General features: G+C 70.1%; 15 protein-coding genes. 3 read left to right on the top strand and 12 right to left on the bottom strand.

All coding sequences use genetic code 11. The features are described 5' to 3' along the window. Positions 1-134: 134 nt before the first annotated feature. The 3 genes from AABM36_RS00775 to AABM36_RS00765 form a co-directional block, all read right to left on the bottom strand. Entirely contained in the window at positions 135-1,430 is a 1,296-nt protein-coding gene (locus AABM36_RS00775; protein WP_423446746.1) for an endonuclease/exonuclease/phosphatase family protein, read from the bottom strand. Between the two features lie 244 nt (positions 1,431-1,674). Next, positions 1,675-2,340: a TetR/AcrR family transcriptional regulator gene (locus AABM36_RS00770; RefSeq protein WP_423446744.1), complete on the bottom strand. Its 666-nt coding sequence runs from the start codon at positions 2,338-2,340 to the stop codon at positions 1,675-1,677. Positions 2,341-2,491: 151 nt separating this feature from the next. Continuing rightward, a complete protein-coding gene (locus AABM36_RS00765; protein WP_423446742.1) occupies positions 2,492-3,319 on the bottom strand; it encodes a hydroxymethylpyrimidine/phosphomethylpyrimidine kinase in 828 nt (275 codons plus the stop codon). A 122-nt stretch (positions 3,320-3,441) separates the two neighbouring features. On the opposite strand from AABM36_RS00765, the gene AABM36_RS00760 reads away from it, so the two are divergent. After that, positions 3,442-4,209 carry a queuosine precursor transporter gene (locus AABM36_RS00760; protein ID WP_423446740.1) on the top strand — a complete coding sequence of 256 codons (768 nt, stop codon included), beginning with the start codon at positions 3,442-3,444 and terminating at the stop codon, positions 4,207-4,209. 43 nt (positions 4,210-4,252) lie between these two features. Here AABM36_RS00760 and AABM36_RS00755 read toward each other — a convergent pair whose 3' ends face one another. Further along, complete coding sequence (locus tag AABM36_RS00755; protein WP_423446738.1) at positions 4,253-5,110, bottom strand: MBL fold metallo-hydrolase; 858 nt, start codon at positions 5,108-5,110, stop codon at positions 4,253-4,255. Between the two features lie 469 nt (positions 5,111-5,579). Here AABM36_RS00755 and AABM36_RS00750 point away from each other — a divergent pair, with 469 nt between their 5' ends. Further along, on the top strand, positions 5,580-5,918 hold the full coding sequence (locus AABM36_RS00750; RefSeq protein ID WP_423446736.1) for a putative quinol monooxygenase: 339 nt from the start codon (positions 5,580-5,582) through the stop codon (positions 5,916-5,918). 69 nt (positions 5,919-5,987) lie between these two features. On the opposite strand, the gene tgt is transcribed toward AABM36_RS00750, so the two are convergent. The 8 genes from tgt to idi all read right to left on the bottom strand — a co-directional run bounded on the left by tgt (position 5,988) and on the right by idi (position 14,816). Then, positions 5,988-7,274: a tRNA guanosine(34) transglycosylase Tgt gene (tgt, locus tag AABM36_RS00745; protein WP_423446734.1), complete on the bottom strand. Its 1,287-nt coding sequence runs from the start codon at positions 7,272-7,274 to the stop codon at positions 5,988-5,990. A gap of 164 nt (positions 7,275-7,438) precedes the next feature. Then, entirely contained in the window at positions 7,439-8,224 is a 786-nt protein-coding gene (locus AABM36_RS00740) for an IclR family transcriptional regulator (RefSeq protein WP_423446732.1), read from the bottom strand. Between the two features lie 76 nt (positions 8,225-8,300). Then, complete coding sequence (locus AABM36_RS00735; RefSeq protein WP_423446730.1) at positions 8,301-9,548, bottom strand: aminopeptidase P family protein; 1,248 nt, start codon at positions 9,546-9,548, stop codon at positions 8,301-8,303. Between the two features lie 149 nt (positions 9,549-9,697). Then, the gene (locus tag AABM36_RS00730) at positions 9,698-11,035 is read right to left on the bottom strand and encodes an MFS transporter (RefSeq protein ID WP_423446728.1); all 1,338 of its coding nucleotides are present in this window, start codon (positions 11,033-11,035) and stop codon (positions 9,698-9,700) included. Positions 11,036-11,237: 202 nt separating this feature from the next. Beyond that, entirely contained in the window at positions 11,238-11,780 is a 543-nt protein-coding gene (locus AABM36_RS00725; RefSeq protein WP_068469124.1) for an NUDIX hydrolase family protein, read from the bottom strand. Positions 11,781-11,842: 62 nt separating this feature from the next. Then, positions 11,843-13,015 carry a glycoside hydrolase family 76 protein gene (locus tag AABM36_RS00720; protein ID WP_423446726.1) on the bottom strand — a complete coding sequence of 391 codons (1,173 nt, stop codon included), beginning with the start codon at positions 13,013-13,015 and terminating at the stop codon, positions 11,843-11,845. A 235-nt stretch (positions 13,016-13,250) separates the two neighbouring features. After that, entirely contained in the window at positions 13,251-14,189 is a 939-nt protein-coding gene (locus AABM36_RS00715) for a GDSL-type esterase/lipase family protein (RefSeq protein ID WP_423446724.1), read from the bottom strand. 84 nt (positions 14,190-14,273) lie between these two features. Further along, positions 14,274-14,816 carry an isopentenyl-diphosphate Delta-isomerase gene (idi, locus tag AABM36_RS00710; RefSeq protein ID WP_423446722.1) on the bottom strand — a complete coding sequence of 181 codons (543 nt, stop codon included), beginning with the start codon at positions 14,814-14,816 and terminating at the stop codon, positions 14,274-14,276. 104 nt (positions 14,817-14,920) lie between these two features. Between idi and AABM36_RS00705 the strand changes: the two genes are divergently transcribed. Beyond that, on the top strand, positions 14,921-15,859 hold the full coding sequence (locus AABM36_RS00705; RefSeq protein WP_423446720.1) for a pseudouridine synthase: 939 nt from the start codon (positions 14,921-14,923) through the stop codon (positions 15,857-15,859). The last annotated feature ends 173 nt before the right edge of the window (positions 15,860-16,032 follow it).

The following is a 16,032-nucleotide window of genomic DNA, read 5'->3' as shown; positions in this document are numbered from 1 at the left end:
TGGCCCCGGGACGCCATGTGTGGACAACTGCCGTGGCCTCGTAGCGCGAAGGTCGCCCATCAGGCGGGGGCGCGCGTCCCATCGACGGCACGCTGCGCCCCCACCCCGGCAGGCGGGGAACCGGCCGGAGCCGGTCAGTGCTTGCCGGGGACCTTCACGTCCACCCACACGAGGTGGTGGTCGGTGGTTGCGGCGGGGTCGCTCGTGAGCTCCGAGCCGGGTTCGCCGAGCTTCGGCCAGAACACCCCGCTCCGGCACGCCTGGAGATTCTTGGAGGGCAGCACGTAGTCCGTCCGCAGGTTGCCCGGGGCGGGGGTGTCGGAGAAGTCCCCGGTGTCGTACGCGGGATCGGAGACGTGGGTGCGGTTGGCGCCACCCTGCAGCGCGGCCGCCTCCACGGCGCCGGCGGAGGTGGGGCGCGGATCGCGGACCCGGGAGCTGGTCAGGAGCTGGTCGATCGCGCCGGGGTAGGAGTCGCCGTCGTTCGGGTCCGAGTTGTAGTCACCCAGGACCACGAAGCGCTCGCCGGGTTTGAGACCACCGCGCGCCCCGGCGTCGTCGTAGATGTAGCGCGACTGGGACGGGGAGCCCACGTAGTCGGACCAGAAGCGGATCTCGTCGTTGTTGCGGCGGCCGTTGCGGTCCTCGGGGCCGTCGAAGCTCGGCGGGGTGGGGTGGGCCGCGAGCACGTGGACGGTCTTGCCGCCCACCCGCACGGGGACGTCCCAGTGGGACTTGGAGGACAGCCGCAGCTTCTTCTGCTGCTCCGGGGTGTAGTAGGACGTGGGCATCTCGTTGCCGGGCATGTCCTGCCAGCGGAAGGTCTGGAACGTACGCACCTGGTCCCGGTCGATCGGGTACTTGGAGTAGACGACCATGCCGTACTGGCCGGGGAACTGGCCGAAGCCCCAGGCGTCACCGGCCCCGCCCACGGTGCCGTTCTGGTCCAGGTCCATGCCGGAGGGTACGCCCGTGTTCACGGGGGCCGTGTAGTAGTACGGGTAGTCCTGGGGCGCCTTGCCGTTCTGGCTCACGGACAGGTAGTTGTCACGGAACGCCTCGGCGGCCTTGCCGCCCGGCACGTAGTCGAACTCGTTGACCAGCACCACGTCCGGCGCGTTGATCTGGATGACCTCCGCGATGTTCTGCGCCTGCTCGTTGTCCGGCGTGCTGAGATCGCGGAGCAGCTGCCCCTCCGTACCGCGGTTCAGGGACGCGTTGTACGTGGCCACGCGCAGCGGCGCGGTCCCGTGCTGGGCCTTCTGCCCCTGCTGGCCGTTCGCGGACGACGACGCCGCTGCCGCCGCGGCAGCCCCGGACGTCGCCGCGGTTCCGGACGCCGGCGCGGCGGTGGAGGCGAGCGCGGGGGTGGCGCACGCGAGGGGGAGAACGAGGCAGGTGGCTGCCAGGGCGGTGAGTGAGTTCTTCATGGCTACTCCCTGTGTCGGAACTGGTGCGCACGAGAGTAAGAGCTGCATCGGTCCAGGTCATGACCGCAATGTGAAGTTTCGGTGTGCATCGAGCGCGAGGCTGTGGGTCATCGGTGAGACGCGACGACCTGCACTGCACGGCGGCGCGAGGCAGCACAGGGCATTCGCACCGGCGCCGGTGTGATCCCAAACGGGAAGGCCCCCGCACCGGTGTGGCGCGGGGGCCTTCCCCGGGGTCCCGGGATCAGGACACCGCGCTGAGCTGCGGCGGCTGCTGGGGCAGCCGGACGGGGTGGAAGTCGGCGTCGAACTGTGCGCCCAGGCCGCGCTGGATGAAGCGGACGGTGGCCATCGTGCGCTCCTGCTGGGTCCGGGTGCTCTCCACGGAGGTGGTGCGGTCCGCGGTGGAGGTCAGGGAACCGTGCACCAGCTGGGACAGCTCGTGGGTGTCCCCCTCGGGCAGGTAGCCCTCGTCCATGGCGCGCCGCAGGATTCCCGCGAGCACGCCCTGCAGCTTCTGCACGTGCTCGCCGAGCTTGGCGAAGTCCTCGGGGGAGAGCACGGTGCGCATGGCCTGGCCGGGGGGCAGGTGGCGGCGGCTGAGGTCCTCGATCTGGTGCTGGATGTAGACGCCCAGCTGGTCCACGGGGTTCTCGGTGGCCGCGAGGTCCCGGTTCAGGTCCGCGACGAAACGCTCGGTCTTGTCCAGGGCGTAGGCCACCAGCAGCTCGCCCATGTCCGCGAAGTAGTTGTAGACCGCGGTGCGGCCCACCCCGGCGGTCTTGGCCACGCGGGTCATGGTGAGGTCCGTGAGCCCGTTGCTGTACAGCAGCTCGCCGAACGCGTCGAGGATCGCGCGCTGGGTCCGCTCGCGCTGAGCGGCATTGCTGGGAGCTGTGATGCGGGGCATGACGACACCTTACCTTGTTCTGTCAGCAAAATTGGATTTCGCTGACCACTCGTGCGGGTTCGATGTCCATTCCACCCCGTGGGATCGGGGAATGCCCCGCGGAACAGGGCATTCCCCGAAGGCTCCCAGGAACCTCGGTGGCGCTGTGCGGTTACGCCTCAGCGGCGTATCCGCCCTGCCACAGGGAGTCGAACGGCAGGTGCGATCCCAGGCGGTGCCGGATGCCGGCGGTCACGAAGCTCTTGGCGGTGCGGGCGGCGTCGAGCGGGGTGGCGCCCTTGGCGAGCTCCGCGGTCACGGCCGCCGCGAGCGAGCAACCCGCGCCGGACACGGGCACCTCGCCCACCTTGGGCTCGGTGAGCACCTCCAGGGTGGAGCCGTCGTAGAACACGTCCACGGCCTCCGCACCGGCCAGCCGCACGCCGCCCTTGGCGAGCACGGCCGCGCCGGAGGAGTCGTGGATGCGCTTCGCGGCCTCCTTGAGGTCCTCCACCGAGTCGATGGACGCCATCCCGGACAGGGACAGGGACTCGAAGTGGTTGGGGGTCACGAACGTGGCCAGCGGCAGCACCTCCGCCTTCAGCGCCTGGTCCGTGTCCGGGGCCGCACCCGGCTCCTGGCCCTTGCAGATCAGCACGGGGTCCAGCACCAGGTGACGGGGCTCGAGCTCCTTCATGGCCGTGGCCACGGTGCGGATGGTGTCCGGGTGGCCGAGCATCCCGATCTTCACGGCGTCCAGGTCGTAGGCCGCGGTGATGGTCTGCAGCTGGTTCGCCAGGGTCTGCTGGTCCACGGGGGTCACGCGGTGGCCCCAGTCGTTCTCGGGGTCGAACGCGACGATGCACGTCAGTGCCAGGGAGCCGAAGACCCCCAGGGACGTGAAGGTCTTGATGTCGGCGAGCGCCCCGGCGCCGCCGGTGGCCTCGGAGCCCGCGACGGTCATGGCGACGGGCGGCTGGTTGCGTGTGGTTTCGCTCATGCTCCACATTGTGCTCCGACCGGCACCGGCCCCGCGAGTTTCGAACGCCCCACTACACTGGTGCGCGACGTCGGGTGGCAGGCGACGTCCCCTCACCGCACGCGACGACCCCAAGGACACCCGTGTCTTCCCACGCCACCCCGCCCCGCGCCTCCGTCTCCTCCACCGCGCCGAACGACGACGCCGCCGCGCGCGCCGCGTCCCCGGCTGCCACCGCGCAGCCGGCCTTCGCCCGCCGCCCCCGCACGTACTTCGACGTGATCCTCGCGGCGTACTGCGTGATCCTGGTGCTCTCCAACATCGGCGCCACCAAGGGCGTGCAGTTCGGCCCGGTCATCACGGACGGCGGGTTCTTCCTGTTCCCGCTGGCCTACGTGCTGGGGGACGTGGTCTCCGAGGTCTACGGCTTCCGCGCCGCCCGCAAGGCGATCCTCACCTCGTTCTTCTTCGGGGCGTTCGCCTCGGTGGTGTTCTGGATCGTGATCATCCTGCCTCCCGCCCCGTTCTACGAGAACCAGGCGGCTTTCGAGGCGGTGCTCGGGCCCGTGCCGCTCATCGTGGTGGCCTCCCTGCTGGGCTATCTGGTGGGTCAGCTGCTCAACGCCTACGTGATGGTCAAGGTCAAGCAGCGCACGCAGGAGAAGCACCTGTGGGCGCGGCTGATCTCCTCCACCATGGTGGGCGAGCTCGTGGACACGGTCATCTTCTGCACGATCGCCGCGCCCATCATCGGCATCGACTCGTGGTCCGGGTTCCTCAACTACGTGCTCGTGGGCTACGTCTACAAGTGCCTCGTGGAGGTCGTGATCATGCCGGTCACCTACGCCGCGATCGCGTGGATCAAGCGCCGCGAGCCCAGCTACGCGGAGCCCGCCCCGCTGCAGGGCTGAGGGTCGCGCAGAACGGCGCGTGCGGCGTCGTCGTGCGCCGGGCTCAGCGGTCCAGGTAGGCGAGCTGGGCCGCGATCGAGTGCTCGGCCGCGCGGCGCACCCCGGCGGGGACGTCCGCGTAGACGGCGTCCGTGACGGTCTCCACGGTGGCGCGCCCGCCCAGCTCCGCGACGACGCCGCGCACCTGCTCCAGCCGCTCCAGCCGGTGCTCCGCGAGCTCGTCGCACACGTCCTGCAAGTCCGGCAGCGGTGCGCCGTGGGCGGGCAGGCCCATGGCACCTGAGCGTGTGCCGAGCCGTTCGAGGGTGTGCAGGTAGTCGTCCAGGGTGCCGTCCGGGTGGTCGATCATGGTGGTGCCGCGTCCCAGGACGGTGTCGCCGGTGAGAATGGTTTCCGGCTCGTCGTGGTGCAGCAGGAGCGAGACGGAGTCCGAGGTGTGCCCGGGGGTGGCGAGCACGCGGATGCTCACGCCCGCGGCCAGCACGCAGTCCCCGTCCCGCAGGGGTTCGCCGCTGTCCCGGCAGAACTCGGGCAGGGCCGCGCGGACGGGCGCGCCGGTGATCTCGTGCAGGCGGTCGATGCCGTCCGTGTGGTCCCCGTGGCGGTGCGTCACCAGGATCAGCACCACCCTGCCGGTGGCGGCCACGGCCTGCAGGTGCTCCTCGTCCAGGGGCCCCGGGTCCACCACGACGACGTCCGCGCCCGGCCACTCGCCCCGCCCCTGCGCGGACGGGTGCTGGCCGTAGTTCGGGTGCTCCGGCCCGGTTCCGGGGGCGGAGAGGATCCAAGTGTTGGTGCCGTCCAGGGTCATGGGCCCGGGGTTCGGCGCCAGGATCATCCCGGCGCACGCGCTCACGCGGTGCAGCACGCCGGGGACGGTGTAGTCGGGCTGGGCGCTCATGCTCGAGCACTCCGTCCCGCGGCCACCGCGCGGACGACGACGCCGCTGCCGCCGGCTCGCGCGGCCCAGGTCACCGAGCGCGCGGCGCGGCAGAGCGGTCCCGTGGCCGGGATGCGCCTGGTCTCGCTCAACACGTGAAGCCCTCGAACCTGCGGATCCCTGAACCCCCGCCTGCTGCGGCGGGGCATCGGGTGGACCCACCGGGGCCGTGGATCCGCGTGCAGAGGACTCCCGGCGGGTTGAAGAAGTTCACGGAAGTCTAACGCGGGGGAGCGGGGCCAGATTCACTGCGTCCAGTAGGGGTGATCCGGACAGCCCGCGTGGACTCGCGGCCAGACCGGTCCGGCCCGCAGGCCACCGTGACAGGACGTCGGTCGCGCCGTCGGGGCGGCGCATGCCTGCGAGGTCCGCCCTGCAGGACTGCGGTCCGGGGAGGTTCAACGCGGTTCCTGGGGGCTACGGTTGTGACATGGCTGACATCGAGACCACCGGTGAGAATTCCTTCTACATGCTCCACGGCCGCCTGCGATCCACTCCGGGCGAGGGAGACACTCTGGCAAGCATCCTGAGCGAACAGGAGCGCGGCGAACCGATGCCGGGATGCCGCCTCTACCTGGTCGCCCGCGACCCGGAGGACGCCGACGCGGTGTGGGTCACCGAGGTCTGGGACACGCCGGCTGCCCACAGTGCGTCGTTGCAGATCCCGGCGGTGCAGGAGCGGATCGCCCGGGCCATGCCCATCATCGACCGGGCGGGGATGTCGCAGCAGGAGCTCGTGGCTGTCGCCGGCATTCCCACGGCGCTCTGAGATGTTGTCGCCCTCGCGAGACGCGCGTGGGCGGTCGCCGCGGCACCAGCCGGCCCCGCGGCGTCGTCGTCAGGCGCTGGGCCGGGTGGTGCCGTAGTAGGTGCCCAGGAACTCGTCCCGGTACTCGAAGTAGGTGTCCGCCTCGAGGGCGGCGCGGGCGCCGGCCACGAGGTCCAGCACGAAGCGCTCGTTGTGGATGGACGCCAGGGTGGCGGCGTTGCGCTCCTTGGACTTGAACAGGTGCCGCAGGTAGGCGCGCGTGTAGTGCGTGCACGTGTAGCAGGGGCACGTGTCCGAGATGGGCGTGAATTCCCGCTTGAAGCGGATGTTCGTGAGGTTGAACCGGCCCGTGGGGGAGTAGACCGCGGAGGAGCGGGCCACGCGGGTGGGGGAGACGCAGTCGAAGGTGTCCACGCCGTTGTCGATCGCGGTGAAGATGTCGTCCGGCTCGGAGATGCCCAGCAGGTGCTTGGGGGTGTTCTCCGGCAGTTCCTCGGTGCACCAGCGCACGATCGTGCCCAGCTGCGACTTTTCCAACGCGCCACCGATGCCGAAGCCGTCGAAACCCATCTCCGACAGGTCCCGGCACGCCTGGCGGCGCAGGTCCTCGTACTGGGCGCCCTGGATCACGCCGAACAGCGCCTGGTAGGGCTTGTGGGCGCGCTCATCCGTGAGCCGGCGGTGCTCCGCGACGCAGCGCAGCGCCCACTTCCGGGTGCGCTCCAGGGCGGTCTCCTGGTACTCGCGGGTGTTGTGGAGGGTGGTGAGCTCGTCGAACGCGAACATGATGTCCGCGCCGATGTTGTGCTGCACCTGCATGGAGACCTCCGGGGTGAACCGGTGCAGGTCCCCGTTGAGGTAGGAGCGGAACCACACGCCGTCGTCGTCCACGCGCGCCATGCGCTTCTGGCCGGGCGCCATCTGGGAGTCCCCCAGGGGGTTGGCCACGGTGGACATGTCGATCACCTTGCCCAGCCCCGAGCCCAGGGACATCACCTGGAACCCGCCGGAGTCCGTGAACGTGGGGCCCGGCCAGTTCATGAACGTGCTCAGCCCACCGGCCTCGTCCAGGACGTCGTCGCCGGGTTCGAGAAACAGGTGGTACGCGTTGGCCAGCATGGCCTGCGCGCCCTCGGCCGCCATGGACTCGGGCAGCACCGCCTTCATCGCGGCCTGGGTGGCCACGGGGATGAACGCGGGGGTCTGGATCTGCCCGTGCGGGGTGGTGATGGTGCCCGTGCGGGCCTGGAACTGCCCGCCGTTCTCCCGCACCCGCTCCTCGGGCAGGGAGGGACTGTCACGCAGCCGGGTGTGGAGCGCGAAGCTGAACGGGGGTGTGGGATCTGTGGTGGGCACCCGACCATTGTGCCGGGTCCGGTGGCCGAAGGGGTCCCGGGCACGTGCCGGCGAGGGGAACGACGCCGCTCGGGGCCGCCGCGTGGCGTCGTCACCGGAGCCCCGGCGTGCCGTCTCCAAGGCGCCCCCGGGATCTCGGTGCGCCGTCTCCTGGGCCCCGGGTCTCAGCCGGCCGGGGGAACGTGGCCCAGCCGTTGCGAGACCTCCCGGGCGGCATCCGTGCACGCCGTCACCAGCAGGGCCACCTGGTCCTCCGTGACCCGGTACCGCGGGGCCGCGATGACCACCGCGGACACGAGCTCACCCCGGTGGTCGAAGACAGGTGCGGCCACCCCGATCTCGTCCATTGAGGTCCTGCCGTAGTTCACGGCCACCCCGGCCTCGCGCACCTCGGCGAGCTCACCCAGGTAGGCGTCCACGGCGGCGTCGGCCGTGGAGTGGTGCGTGAGGGTGCCGGCCAGCAGCAGTGCGCGCACCCGCTCCTGGGGCTGGTGGGCCAGGAACACCTGGACCGTGGAGCTCGGGGCGGAGTTGTAGCGGGTGCCCAGGGGGATGGTGTGCTTGATCTCCCGCGGGCTGGGGATCTGCTCCACGCACACCGTCTCCGTACCGTTCCACACCACCAGGGCGCTGGTCTCACCGGTGCGCTCCGTGAGCTCCTGCAGCACGGGGTAGGCCACGCGGCGCTCGTCCAGCTCCGCGAGCAGGGGCCCGGCCAGGGTGATCAGCCCGAGCCCCAGGGTGTACTTGAGGGACTGCGGATCGCGCTCCACCAGGTTCTCCTGTTCCAGGCTGGTCAGGATCCGGGACACGGTGGACTTGTGCAGCCCCACGCGCCCGGCGATGTCCGTGACGCCCAGGTGCGGCTCGTCCACGGTGAAGCAGCGCAGCACGCCGATGGCGTTGGAGACCACGGGAGTGGTGCGGGAGTCGTTGGTCGCAGAAGTCATGGCGTTCCGTATTCTCCCGCACGCACCGGGGCGGCACCGCAGACACGCGGCACCGCCCCGGTGCGTGAAGGGGATCTCACGCGTCCACGATGTTGTGCTCGGGGCCGTAGGGGAACCTGGTGATGTTCTCCACGGTGTCCTCCCCGATCACCAGGATGTCGTGCTCGCGGTAGCCGCCGGCACCGGGCTGACCCTCCGGGATGGTGATCATGGGTTCCATGGAGATCACCATGCCCGGTTCCAGCACGGTGTCGATGTCCTCGCGCAGCTCCAGCCCGGCCTCCCTGCCGTAGTAGTGGGAGAGCACGCCGAACGAGTGGCCGTAGCCGAACGTCCGGTTGGCCAGCAGCCCGTGGGACACGTAGATCTTGTTGAGCTCGTGGGCGATGTCCTGGCACACCGCGCCGGGCTTGATGAGCTCCTGCCCGCGCTCGTGGACCTCCACGTTGATCTCCCACAGCTCGCGCGAGCGGGCGTCCGGCTCCCCGAGGAACAGGGTGCGTTCCAGGGCGGTGTAGTACCCGGAGGTCATCGGGAAGCAGTTCAGGGACAGGATGTCCCCGCGCCGCAGCCGGCGTGTGGTGGCCCAGTTGTGGGCGCCGTCCGTGTTGAGTCCGGACTGGAACCACACCCAGGTGTCCCGGACCTCGCGCAGTGGGAACGTGGTGGCGATCTCGTGGATCATGGCCTCGGTCCCGGCCAGGGCCACCTCGTACTCGGTGACGCCCTCGCGGATCGCGTTGCGGATGGCCTCACCGCCCAGGTCCCCGATGCGCGCGCCGTCCTTGATGACCGCGATCTCCTCCGCGGACTTGAACATGCGCTGACGCATGGACTCCAGGGAGACGTCCACCAGCTCGGCGTCCGGGAACGCGTCCTGGATGCGCTGCCGGTTCAGCAGCGGCAGGGCGTCGTCCTCCACACCGATCCTGCGGGCGGTGATCCCGCGCTGGCGCAGCACCTCCTGCAGCGCGAAGTAGTAGTTGTCGCGCTGCCAGTCCGTGTAGACCACGTTCTCGCCGTAGCTGGTGCGCCACGGCATGCCGGCGTCGATGTTCGCGGTCACGGTCACGGAGTCCTCCGGGGTGACCACCAGCGCGTAGCTGCGCCCGAACGTGGTGTAGAGGAAGTCCGAGTAGTACTTGATGCCGTGGTGGCTCGTGAGGATCACGGCGTCCAGCTGCTTGTCCGCCATGATCCGGCGCAGCCCGTCCAGGCGGCGCTCGAACTCGGCGTCGGAGAACGTGAGCTGCTCCTTCTGGCCGTTGTGCATGACCTTCAGGCGGGCGAGCTCCGAGACATCGGTGGCGGGTGACGTGTTCATGATCCTCCTTGGTGGTGGGTCTGGTGGGCCGGGACGGCGGCGACGCCGCGGCGTCGCCGCCCCTGCCCCGGTGGGGGTGGGTCGGTGCTCCCGCGCTGCCCGCACCGTGCAGCGGGGCCGAGGGCGGTGCGGTCTGGGGGAGGGGTGGGTCAGTGCGTCAGTGGTTCGCGGTGCGTCTCGTGGGAGAGGGCGACGGCCACGAAGGACACTGCGGCGGCGGCCATGAGGTACCAGGCGGGGGCGAGCTCGCTGTGGAAAGCGGAGATCAGCAGCGTGGCCATGAACGGCGCGGTGCCGCCGAAGATGGCGTTGGACAGGTTGAAGCTCACCGCGAAGCCGCTGTAGCGGATGCGGGTGGGGAACTGCTCGGCCAGGAAGCTGGGCAGGGTGCCGTCGTTGAGCGTGAGCATGGCGCCCAGCACCACCTGCACCAGCAGCACCACCAGGAACGAGCCCTCGTCCAGCAGCAGGAACAGCGGGACGGTCAGCAGCACGAAGCACACGGACGCGGCCATGAGCAGCTTCTTGCGCCCGAAGCGGTCCGAGGCCAGGCCCGTGAGGAAGATGAAGCCGATGTAGGACAGCAGCGCCAGGGACGTGGCCAGGAAGGACTCGGTCTTGCCGAAGCCGATCTCCTCGGACAGGTACGTGGGCATGTAGCTGAGCAGCATGTAGAAGCCCACCGCGTTGAGCAGCACGGCGCCGCACGCGCGCAGCAGCGTGGCCCAGTGGTGGCGGAACATGTCCCGCATGGGGGCGTGGATGACCTCGTCCTCCTGGGCGAGCTCCTGGAACACGGGAGTGTCCTCGAGCTTGGTGCGCACGTAGCGCCCGATCAGACCCATGGGGGCGGCCAGCAGGAACGGGATGCGCCAGCCCCACACGTTCATCTGGTCCCCGGAGAGCACGGCGGTCAGGGCGGCCACGAACAGGGAGCCGAACAGCAGGCCCGCGGCGGTGCTCGCGGGCACCACCGCGGCGTAGAGCCCGCGGCGGTGGGCCGGGGCGTACTCCACCAGGAAGGCCGAGGCGCCCGCGTACTCACCGGCGGCGGAGAAGCCCTGCACGATCCGCACCACGAGCAGCAGGATGGGGGCGAAGATCCCGATGGTCCCGTACCCGGGGATCAGGGCCATGCAGAACGTGGCGCCGGTCATGATCAGGATGGACAGGGACAGCGCGGTGCGCCGCCCGAGCCGGTCTCCCAGGTGGCCCCAGAAGAAACCGCCCACGGGCCGGACGAAGAAGGAGATGGCGAACAGCGCGAAGGTCGCGAGCAGCGCCGTCTGCGGATCGGACTCCGGGAAGAACACCACGGCGATGGTCGCGGCCAGGTAGCCGTACACGGCGTAGTCGAACCACTCCACGAAATTGCCGATGAAGCTGGCTCCGATGACCCGGCGGCGCGTCCCGGCGGAGACGGCGGCCGCGGCGTGCGGCGGGCCTCCCGCGGAGGTGACCTGCGGAGCTGAAGCATCGTGCGTCATGGATCCCCCAGGGGTCGGGGGTTGCAAATAGTGCAACCCGGTTGCCACAAGCTACGGGCAATCGGGTGTACCGGTCAATGGAAGGCCGGTAACTTGCGCGAGCACGCGACGACCCGGAGCCGTCACCAGCTCCGGGTCATCAAGTGGCGCAACCTTGTTGCAGTCAGGGGGCTAGGGATGTCGTGGCACCCAGGGGGTGCGCTCAGCGACCCCAGCCCGCGTGGGCGATCGCCTGGCGGATGAGGTCCTCGCGCCCGCCCTCGAACTCCTCCTGGACGTCCAGGGACAGTGCTTCATCCGGGGTCATCCAGGACAGCTGCAGCGCGTCCTGGCGCGGTTCGCACTCGCCGCGCACAGGGATGATGTAGCTCAGGGCCACGGCGTGCTGGCGGTCGTCGGTCAGCCCGGTCTCGGACGGGGACGGGAAGAACTCGGACACCGCGAACGGCACGGTGGTGGAGGGCATCTGCGGCATGGCCAGCGGGCCCAGGTCCTTCTCCAGGTGGCGCAGCAGCGCGGCGCGCACCGTCTCCCGGTACATCACGCGCCCGGAGACGAACGTGCGGACCATCCGGCCCTCGTCGTTGGCGGTCAGCAGCAACCCGATCTCGGACAGGCAGCCCAGGGGGTCCAGGCGCACGGGAATGGCCTGGACGTACACAATGGGCAGCGTGGCGCGGGCTCGGTTGAGGTCGTCCTCGCTGAGCCAACCAGGGTTCGGGTCCGGGGTGCGTACTGAGCTCATGCCTCGTTTCTACCCCCGGCACACCCCCGCGGGCCAGAGTCCCTCCGCGTGGCGGGCCCGGTTCAGCGGTCAGCCGAACGCGCGGCCGCCTCCAGCACGGTCCACGCCTGCACCTGGGTGCTCAGCTCCACGGGCGCGCCGGTGCGCTGCGCCTGGTTCGCGTGCTGGGACGGCTCCGGGGAGAACACCGCCACGGTCTCGCCGCCGCTCGTGCCAGGATTCGAGAAGTCCTCGTCCGGGTCGAACTCGCGGCGCCCGTCCCACAGGGCGTCCGCGGTGTCGCACACCAGCGCCTGCGCCGTGCGGCGTGCCTCGGCATCCAGCTCGGACGACGACGCCGCGCAGCCCAGGTAGCGCGCCAGGATCCCCGTGAACAGCCCGGCATCCCCGCCGCCCTGCCCCGTGAGTACGGGCGCGCCGTGCGGGCCGGGGACCGTGAACTGCTGCGCCGCCCCCTGCACGAGCTGGGAGGCGCGGGAGAGCCAGAGCTCGCGCTCGGCGGCGTCGTCCGTCACGCGGGCCAGTTCGAGCGCGGCACCCAGCACGGGGCCGCTGTTGTACGTGTAGACGTGCCGGTCCACCGCCGTGATCTCCGAGCCGGAGCCGGCGGCGACCATGCGGATGCCGTCCAGGAAGACTCCCCGCTCGGTGTCGAAGAGGGTGTCGAAGAGCCACGTGAGCAGCGCACGGGCCTGGTCCACCCGATGCATCCTCAGGAACGTGAGGGCCACCGGGGCCGTGGAGGCGGTGTTCTTGTAGTCGCGGGTCATGTTCCACCACGCCCCACCGCCCAGGTTCTCGTCGCACCCGGACTCGAGCCGCTTGGCCAGCGCGACGCCGTCGTCCTGCACCGTGCGCGTGGTGCGGCCAGTGGCCGCGACGTCCTCGTGGCGCAGCCTGCCCAGCGCGAGGGACAGCCACGCCATGTCGTCGAAGAACACGTTGTTGGTCACCCGGCCGCCGCTGTGCACCGCGATGCCCCGCAGCAGCTGGTGCGCGCGGGACCGGGAGCGGGCGGCGGCGTCGTGCTGGCCGGACGCGCGCTCGCGGGCGGCGGCGTCCACGAACGCCTCCAGCAGGTGCGCCTGCCACCAGTAGTGCCACGGGCCCCGGCGCGGGTGCGGGAACGCGACGGCGCCCAGGTACGTGCCCGGCACGCGGAACGCACGGGAGCCGAACAGCCGGTCCACGGAACGGGCGGCGGTGGCGGCGCGGTGGGCGGGGGACTCGGACATGGCGGGGCTCCTGCGGGACGTGGCGGGGTGTGGCAGAAGCCTAACGGGGCCGGGGTGCGGTGGGGCCCCAGAACCCGCTTGAGCGCGGCTCAGCCCCACGTGTGGATCTTCTCGATGGCCTGACGCTTCATACTGACCTGGAAATTGGGAAAGTGTTTCGTATAGCGGGATGTGTCAAAGACATTATCCCTACGTTGGTGCGGCAGCAGTTGATTGGTCTCGCGCATGGCGGGGGTTAGGCTTTAGGCGGTTTATTTTTACAGAGCGCTACGAACAGGGCTGCGTGCCCCTCCGGAGTGGGATGCACCCCGTCTGAGATCAGATCCGGCCGGTTTTCCAGGGCGGGCCATAGATCTAGGACATCACGGTTGGTGGCCTCGCCGAACTTCATAAGCTCGTCCCGGTAATTTCGTAGAGCGCCAGGTTCGAGATGAAGTCCGAATTCACGCGCCGCCCGTTGCTCATCCGTCCAGGTGGGCCCAAGGACCACAGGCCGCGCGCCTCGATCCTCGATGTGGGTGCACAAGACGCCCATGATTTCCACCAGGTCATCAGGGGAATGCCGACCGACATTGGCATCCGCGAGGTCATTGATGCCTGCATGCACCAAGACAGTGTCGGCGTGCCGTCGGTCGACTTCGTCAAGTGCCCGGCGAAAAGTATCCGCCAAAGTGGCACCGGGGATGGCGAGCTGGAACACCCGATGGTTTGCCTCGTCCGCGCCAATGTGACTTTGAGCCAATAGCGCCGCCCAGCCTCCGGCCAGGTCGGTCCGTCCATAGGCGATACTGTCCCCGGTCACGGCGATCCGCTCAGCTGCTTTGAGCGGGTTTGCGGCGACGTACGCCCAGGCGGCGTCTCCATCCCGCAAGCGCACCCGTCTTCTTACATAGGCATCCACCTCGTAGGCATCTGCTTGGGCGAGCTGCTCGGCAGACAGTTTAAGGACGCCACCGCCCACTGCTGCGTCCGCGCGGCGCCGCAATCCCTTGTGAACGGCGGACCCGCTCACCTCGATCACATGCGGGTCGGTGATCACCACGTCGACGACGTCGTGCCCGGCAAGCGTGGCCCGGCGGGAGGGGACGGATGCGCCGAATACGGCCTGTTGTACGGGGTCATCCAAGAGCGTGCCGAACGAGAAAAGCAGATCAGGAGCATCGCGAGCTGTCATAGGCGAAGCATAGATAAGGCGAGGCAATGACGGCGCTTTCTCGTCTCCCTTCGCAGGGGCGTGTAGAGGAGAGGCGCGCCCTTATCAGCCCAGCGCCTCCCGCAGCGCCGGCTCCCGCACCTGGTCCCCGAGCCACGGGCTGAAGGCATAGGGGGCTGACTCGACCGCGGCGATCATGTCCTGCGGTGCGGTCCAGGCGTACTCGGCCACCTCCGACTCCGCGGGCCGCGGGTCGGTGTCCGTGACGGCCACGAACACGGGGCAGAACTCGTTCTCCACCACGCCGGTGGCGTCCGTGGCGCGGTACTGGAACTCGGGGACCACCACGGTGAGGTTGCGGATCTCCAGGCCCAGTTCCTGGCGGGCGCGGCGGGCGATCGCGTCCTCGAAGGACTCGTCCGGCCCCGGGTGGCCGCAGAAGCTGTTGGACCACACACCGGGCCACGTGCGCTTGCTCAGCGCCCGGCGGGTCACGAGCACCCGGCCGTCCGGGTCCAGCACGTGGCACGAGAACGCCAGATGCAACGGAGTGGCTTCGGTGTGGACCTCGGACTTCAGGGCGGTCCCGGCCGGCTGGTGCTGCTCGTCCAGGAGCACAACGCGCTCCGGGGTGCTGTTCTCGCTCACGGTCCCGCCTCACGGTGGTGTGTTAGGTTCCTCGCCATGGTATCGGCCGGGTCGGACACACAGTGAGACGCCGGGTCACCCCACCCCTGCCCACCGTTCGCGGCGTGGGGCCCACCCGGGTGCGCATGCCCGGCCCGGGCGCCCCGGACCCCGTGCTCGACTCTCTCCCCGGTCTGCCCGCCACCGCGGTGGACTACGTCCGGGCCCGCTTTCCCGACGACGCCGCGTGGTTCGCCGAGCAGGTGGCGGCCGGCCGCGTGGTCGGGGACGGCGGCGTCCTCGTGACCCCGGCGACCCCCTATGAACCGGGGGTGTCAGTGTGGTTCCACCGCCCCGTGCCGGACGAGGACGCCCCGCCCGTCACGCTGGACGTGCTCCACGAGGACGAGTGGATCGTGGCCGTGGACAAGCCCCACGGGCTGTGCAGCACACCCAAGGGGGAGAACGTCCGGCGCTCGGTGGTGGTGGCCGCACGCTGCCAGTTCGGCAACGACGAGATCTCCGCGCTGCACCGCCTGGACCGCTCCACCGGCGGAGTGCTGCTGCTGTGCAAGCGCGCAGAGGACCGCGGCGCGTTCCACCGCATGTTCCAGGAGCGCACGGTGCGCAAGACGTACTGGGCCGTGGCGGGCGTGAACGAGCGCGTAGGGGAGGAGCCCGTGCGCGTGGAGTCCAGGATCCGCAAGATCCAGGGTGTGGTGCAGGCGTTCGAGGAACCGGGGGAGGTCAATGCGGTCACGGACATCCGCCGCGTGGAGACCTTCCAGGACGTGGACGGGGAATGGGGGCTGTACGAGATCGCCCCGCTGACCGGGCGCACCCACCAGATCCGGGTGCACATGACGTCGCTCGGGCTGCCGCTGCGCGGGGACAGGCTCTACCCGCAGCCGCGCGAGGAATTCGACGTGGAGGACCCGGACAACCCCCTGCAGCTGATTGCCCGCTCCATCGAGTTCGTGCACCCCCGCACGGGACGGAACGTGCGGATCGATTCGCGCCTGACGCCGAGCAGCCACGCGGCCGCCACCGGGGCCGTCACGTAACGATTGCGTAACATGTGATGGGCCGCACTCCAAGATGCCCTGCCGGGGTACCGTTGCCCGCGGGTCTTCCCCCCCGTTTCCGGGCCCACGACGCACACGCCGCCATCGGACGTGCGCCGCACCTGTCGGCGCCTGCCGACGCGAGCTGTCCCCGCAGCGTGTACCGCCCCGCC

This window comes from Kocuria sp. KSNUG (assembly GCF_049532735.1).
Classification (GTDB): domain Bacteria; phylum Actinomycetota; class Actinomycetes; order Actinomycetales; family Micrococcaceae; genus Kocuria; species Kocuria rhizophila.
The sequence above is the reverse complement of the archived record's forward strand: the minus strand, read 5'-3'. Positions and strand labels throughout refer to the sequence as shown.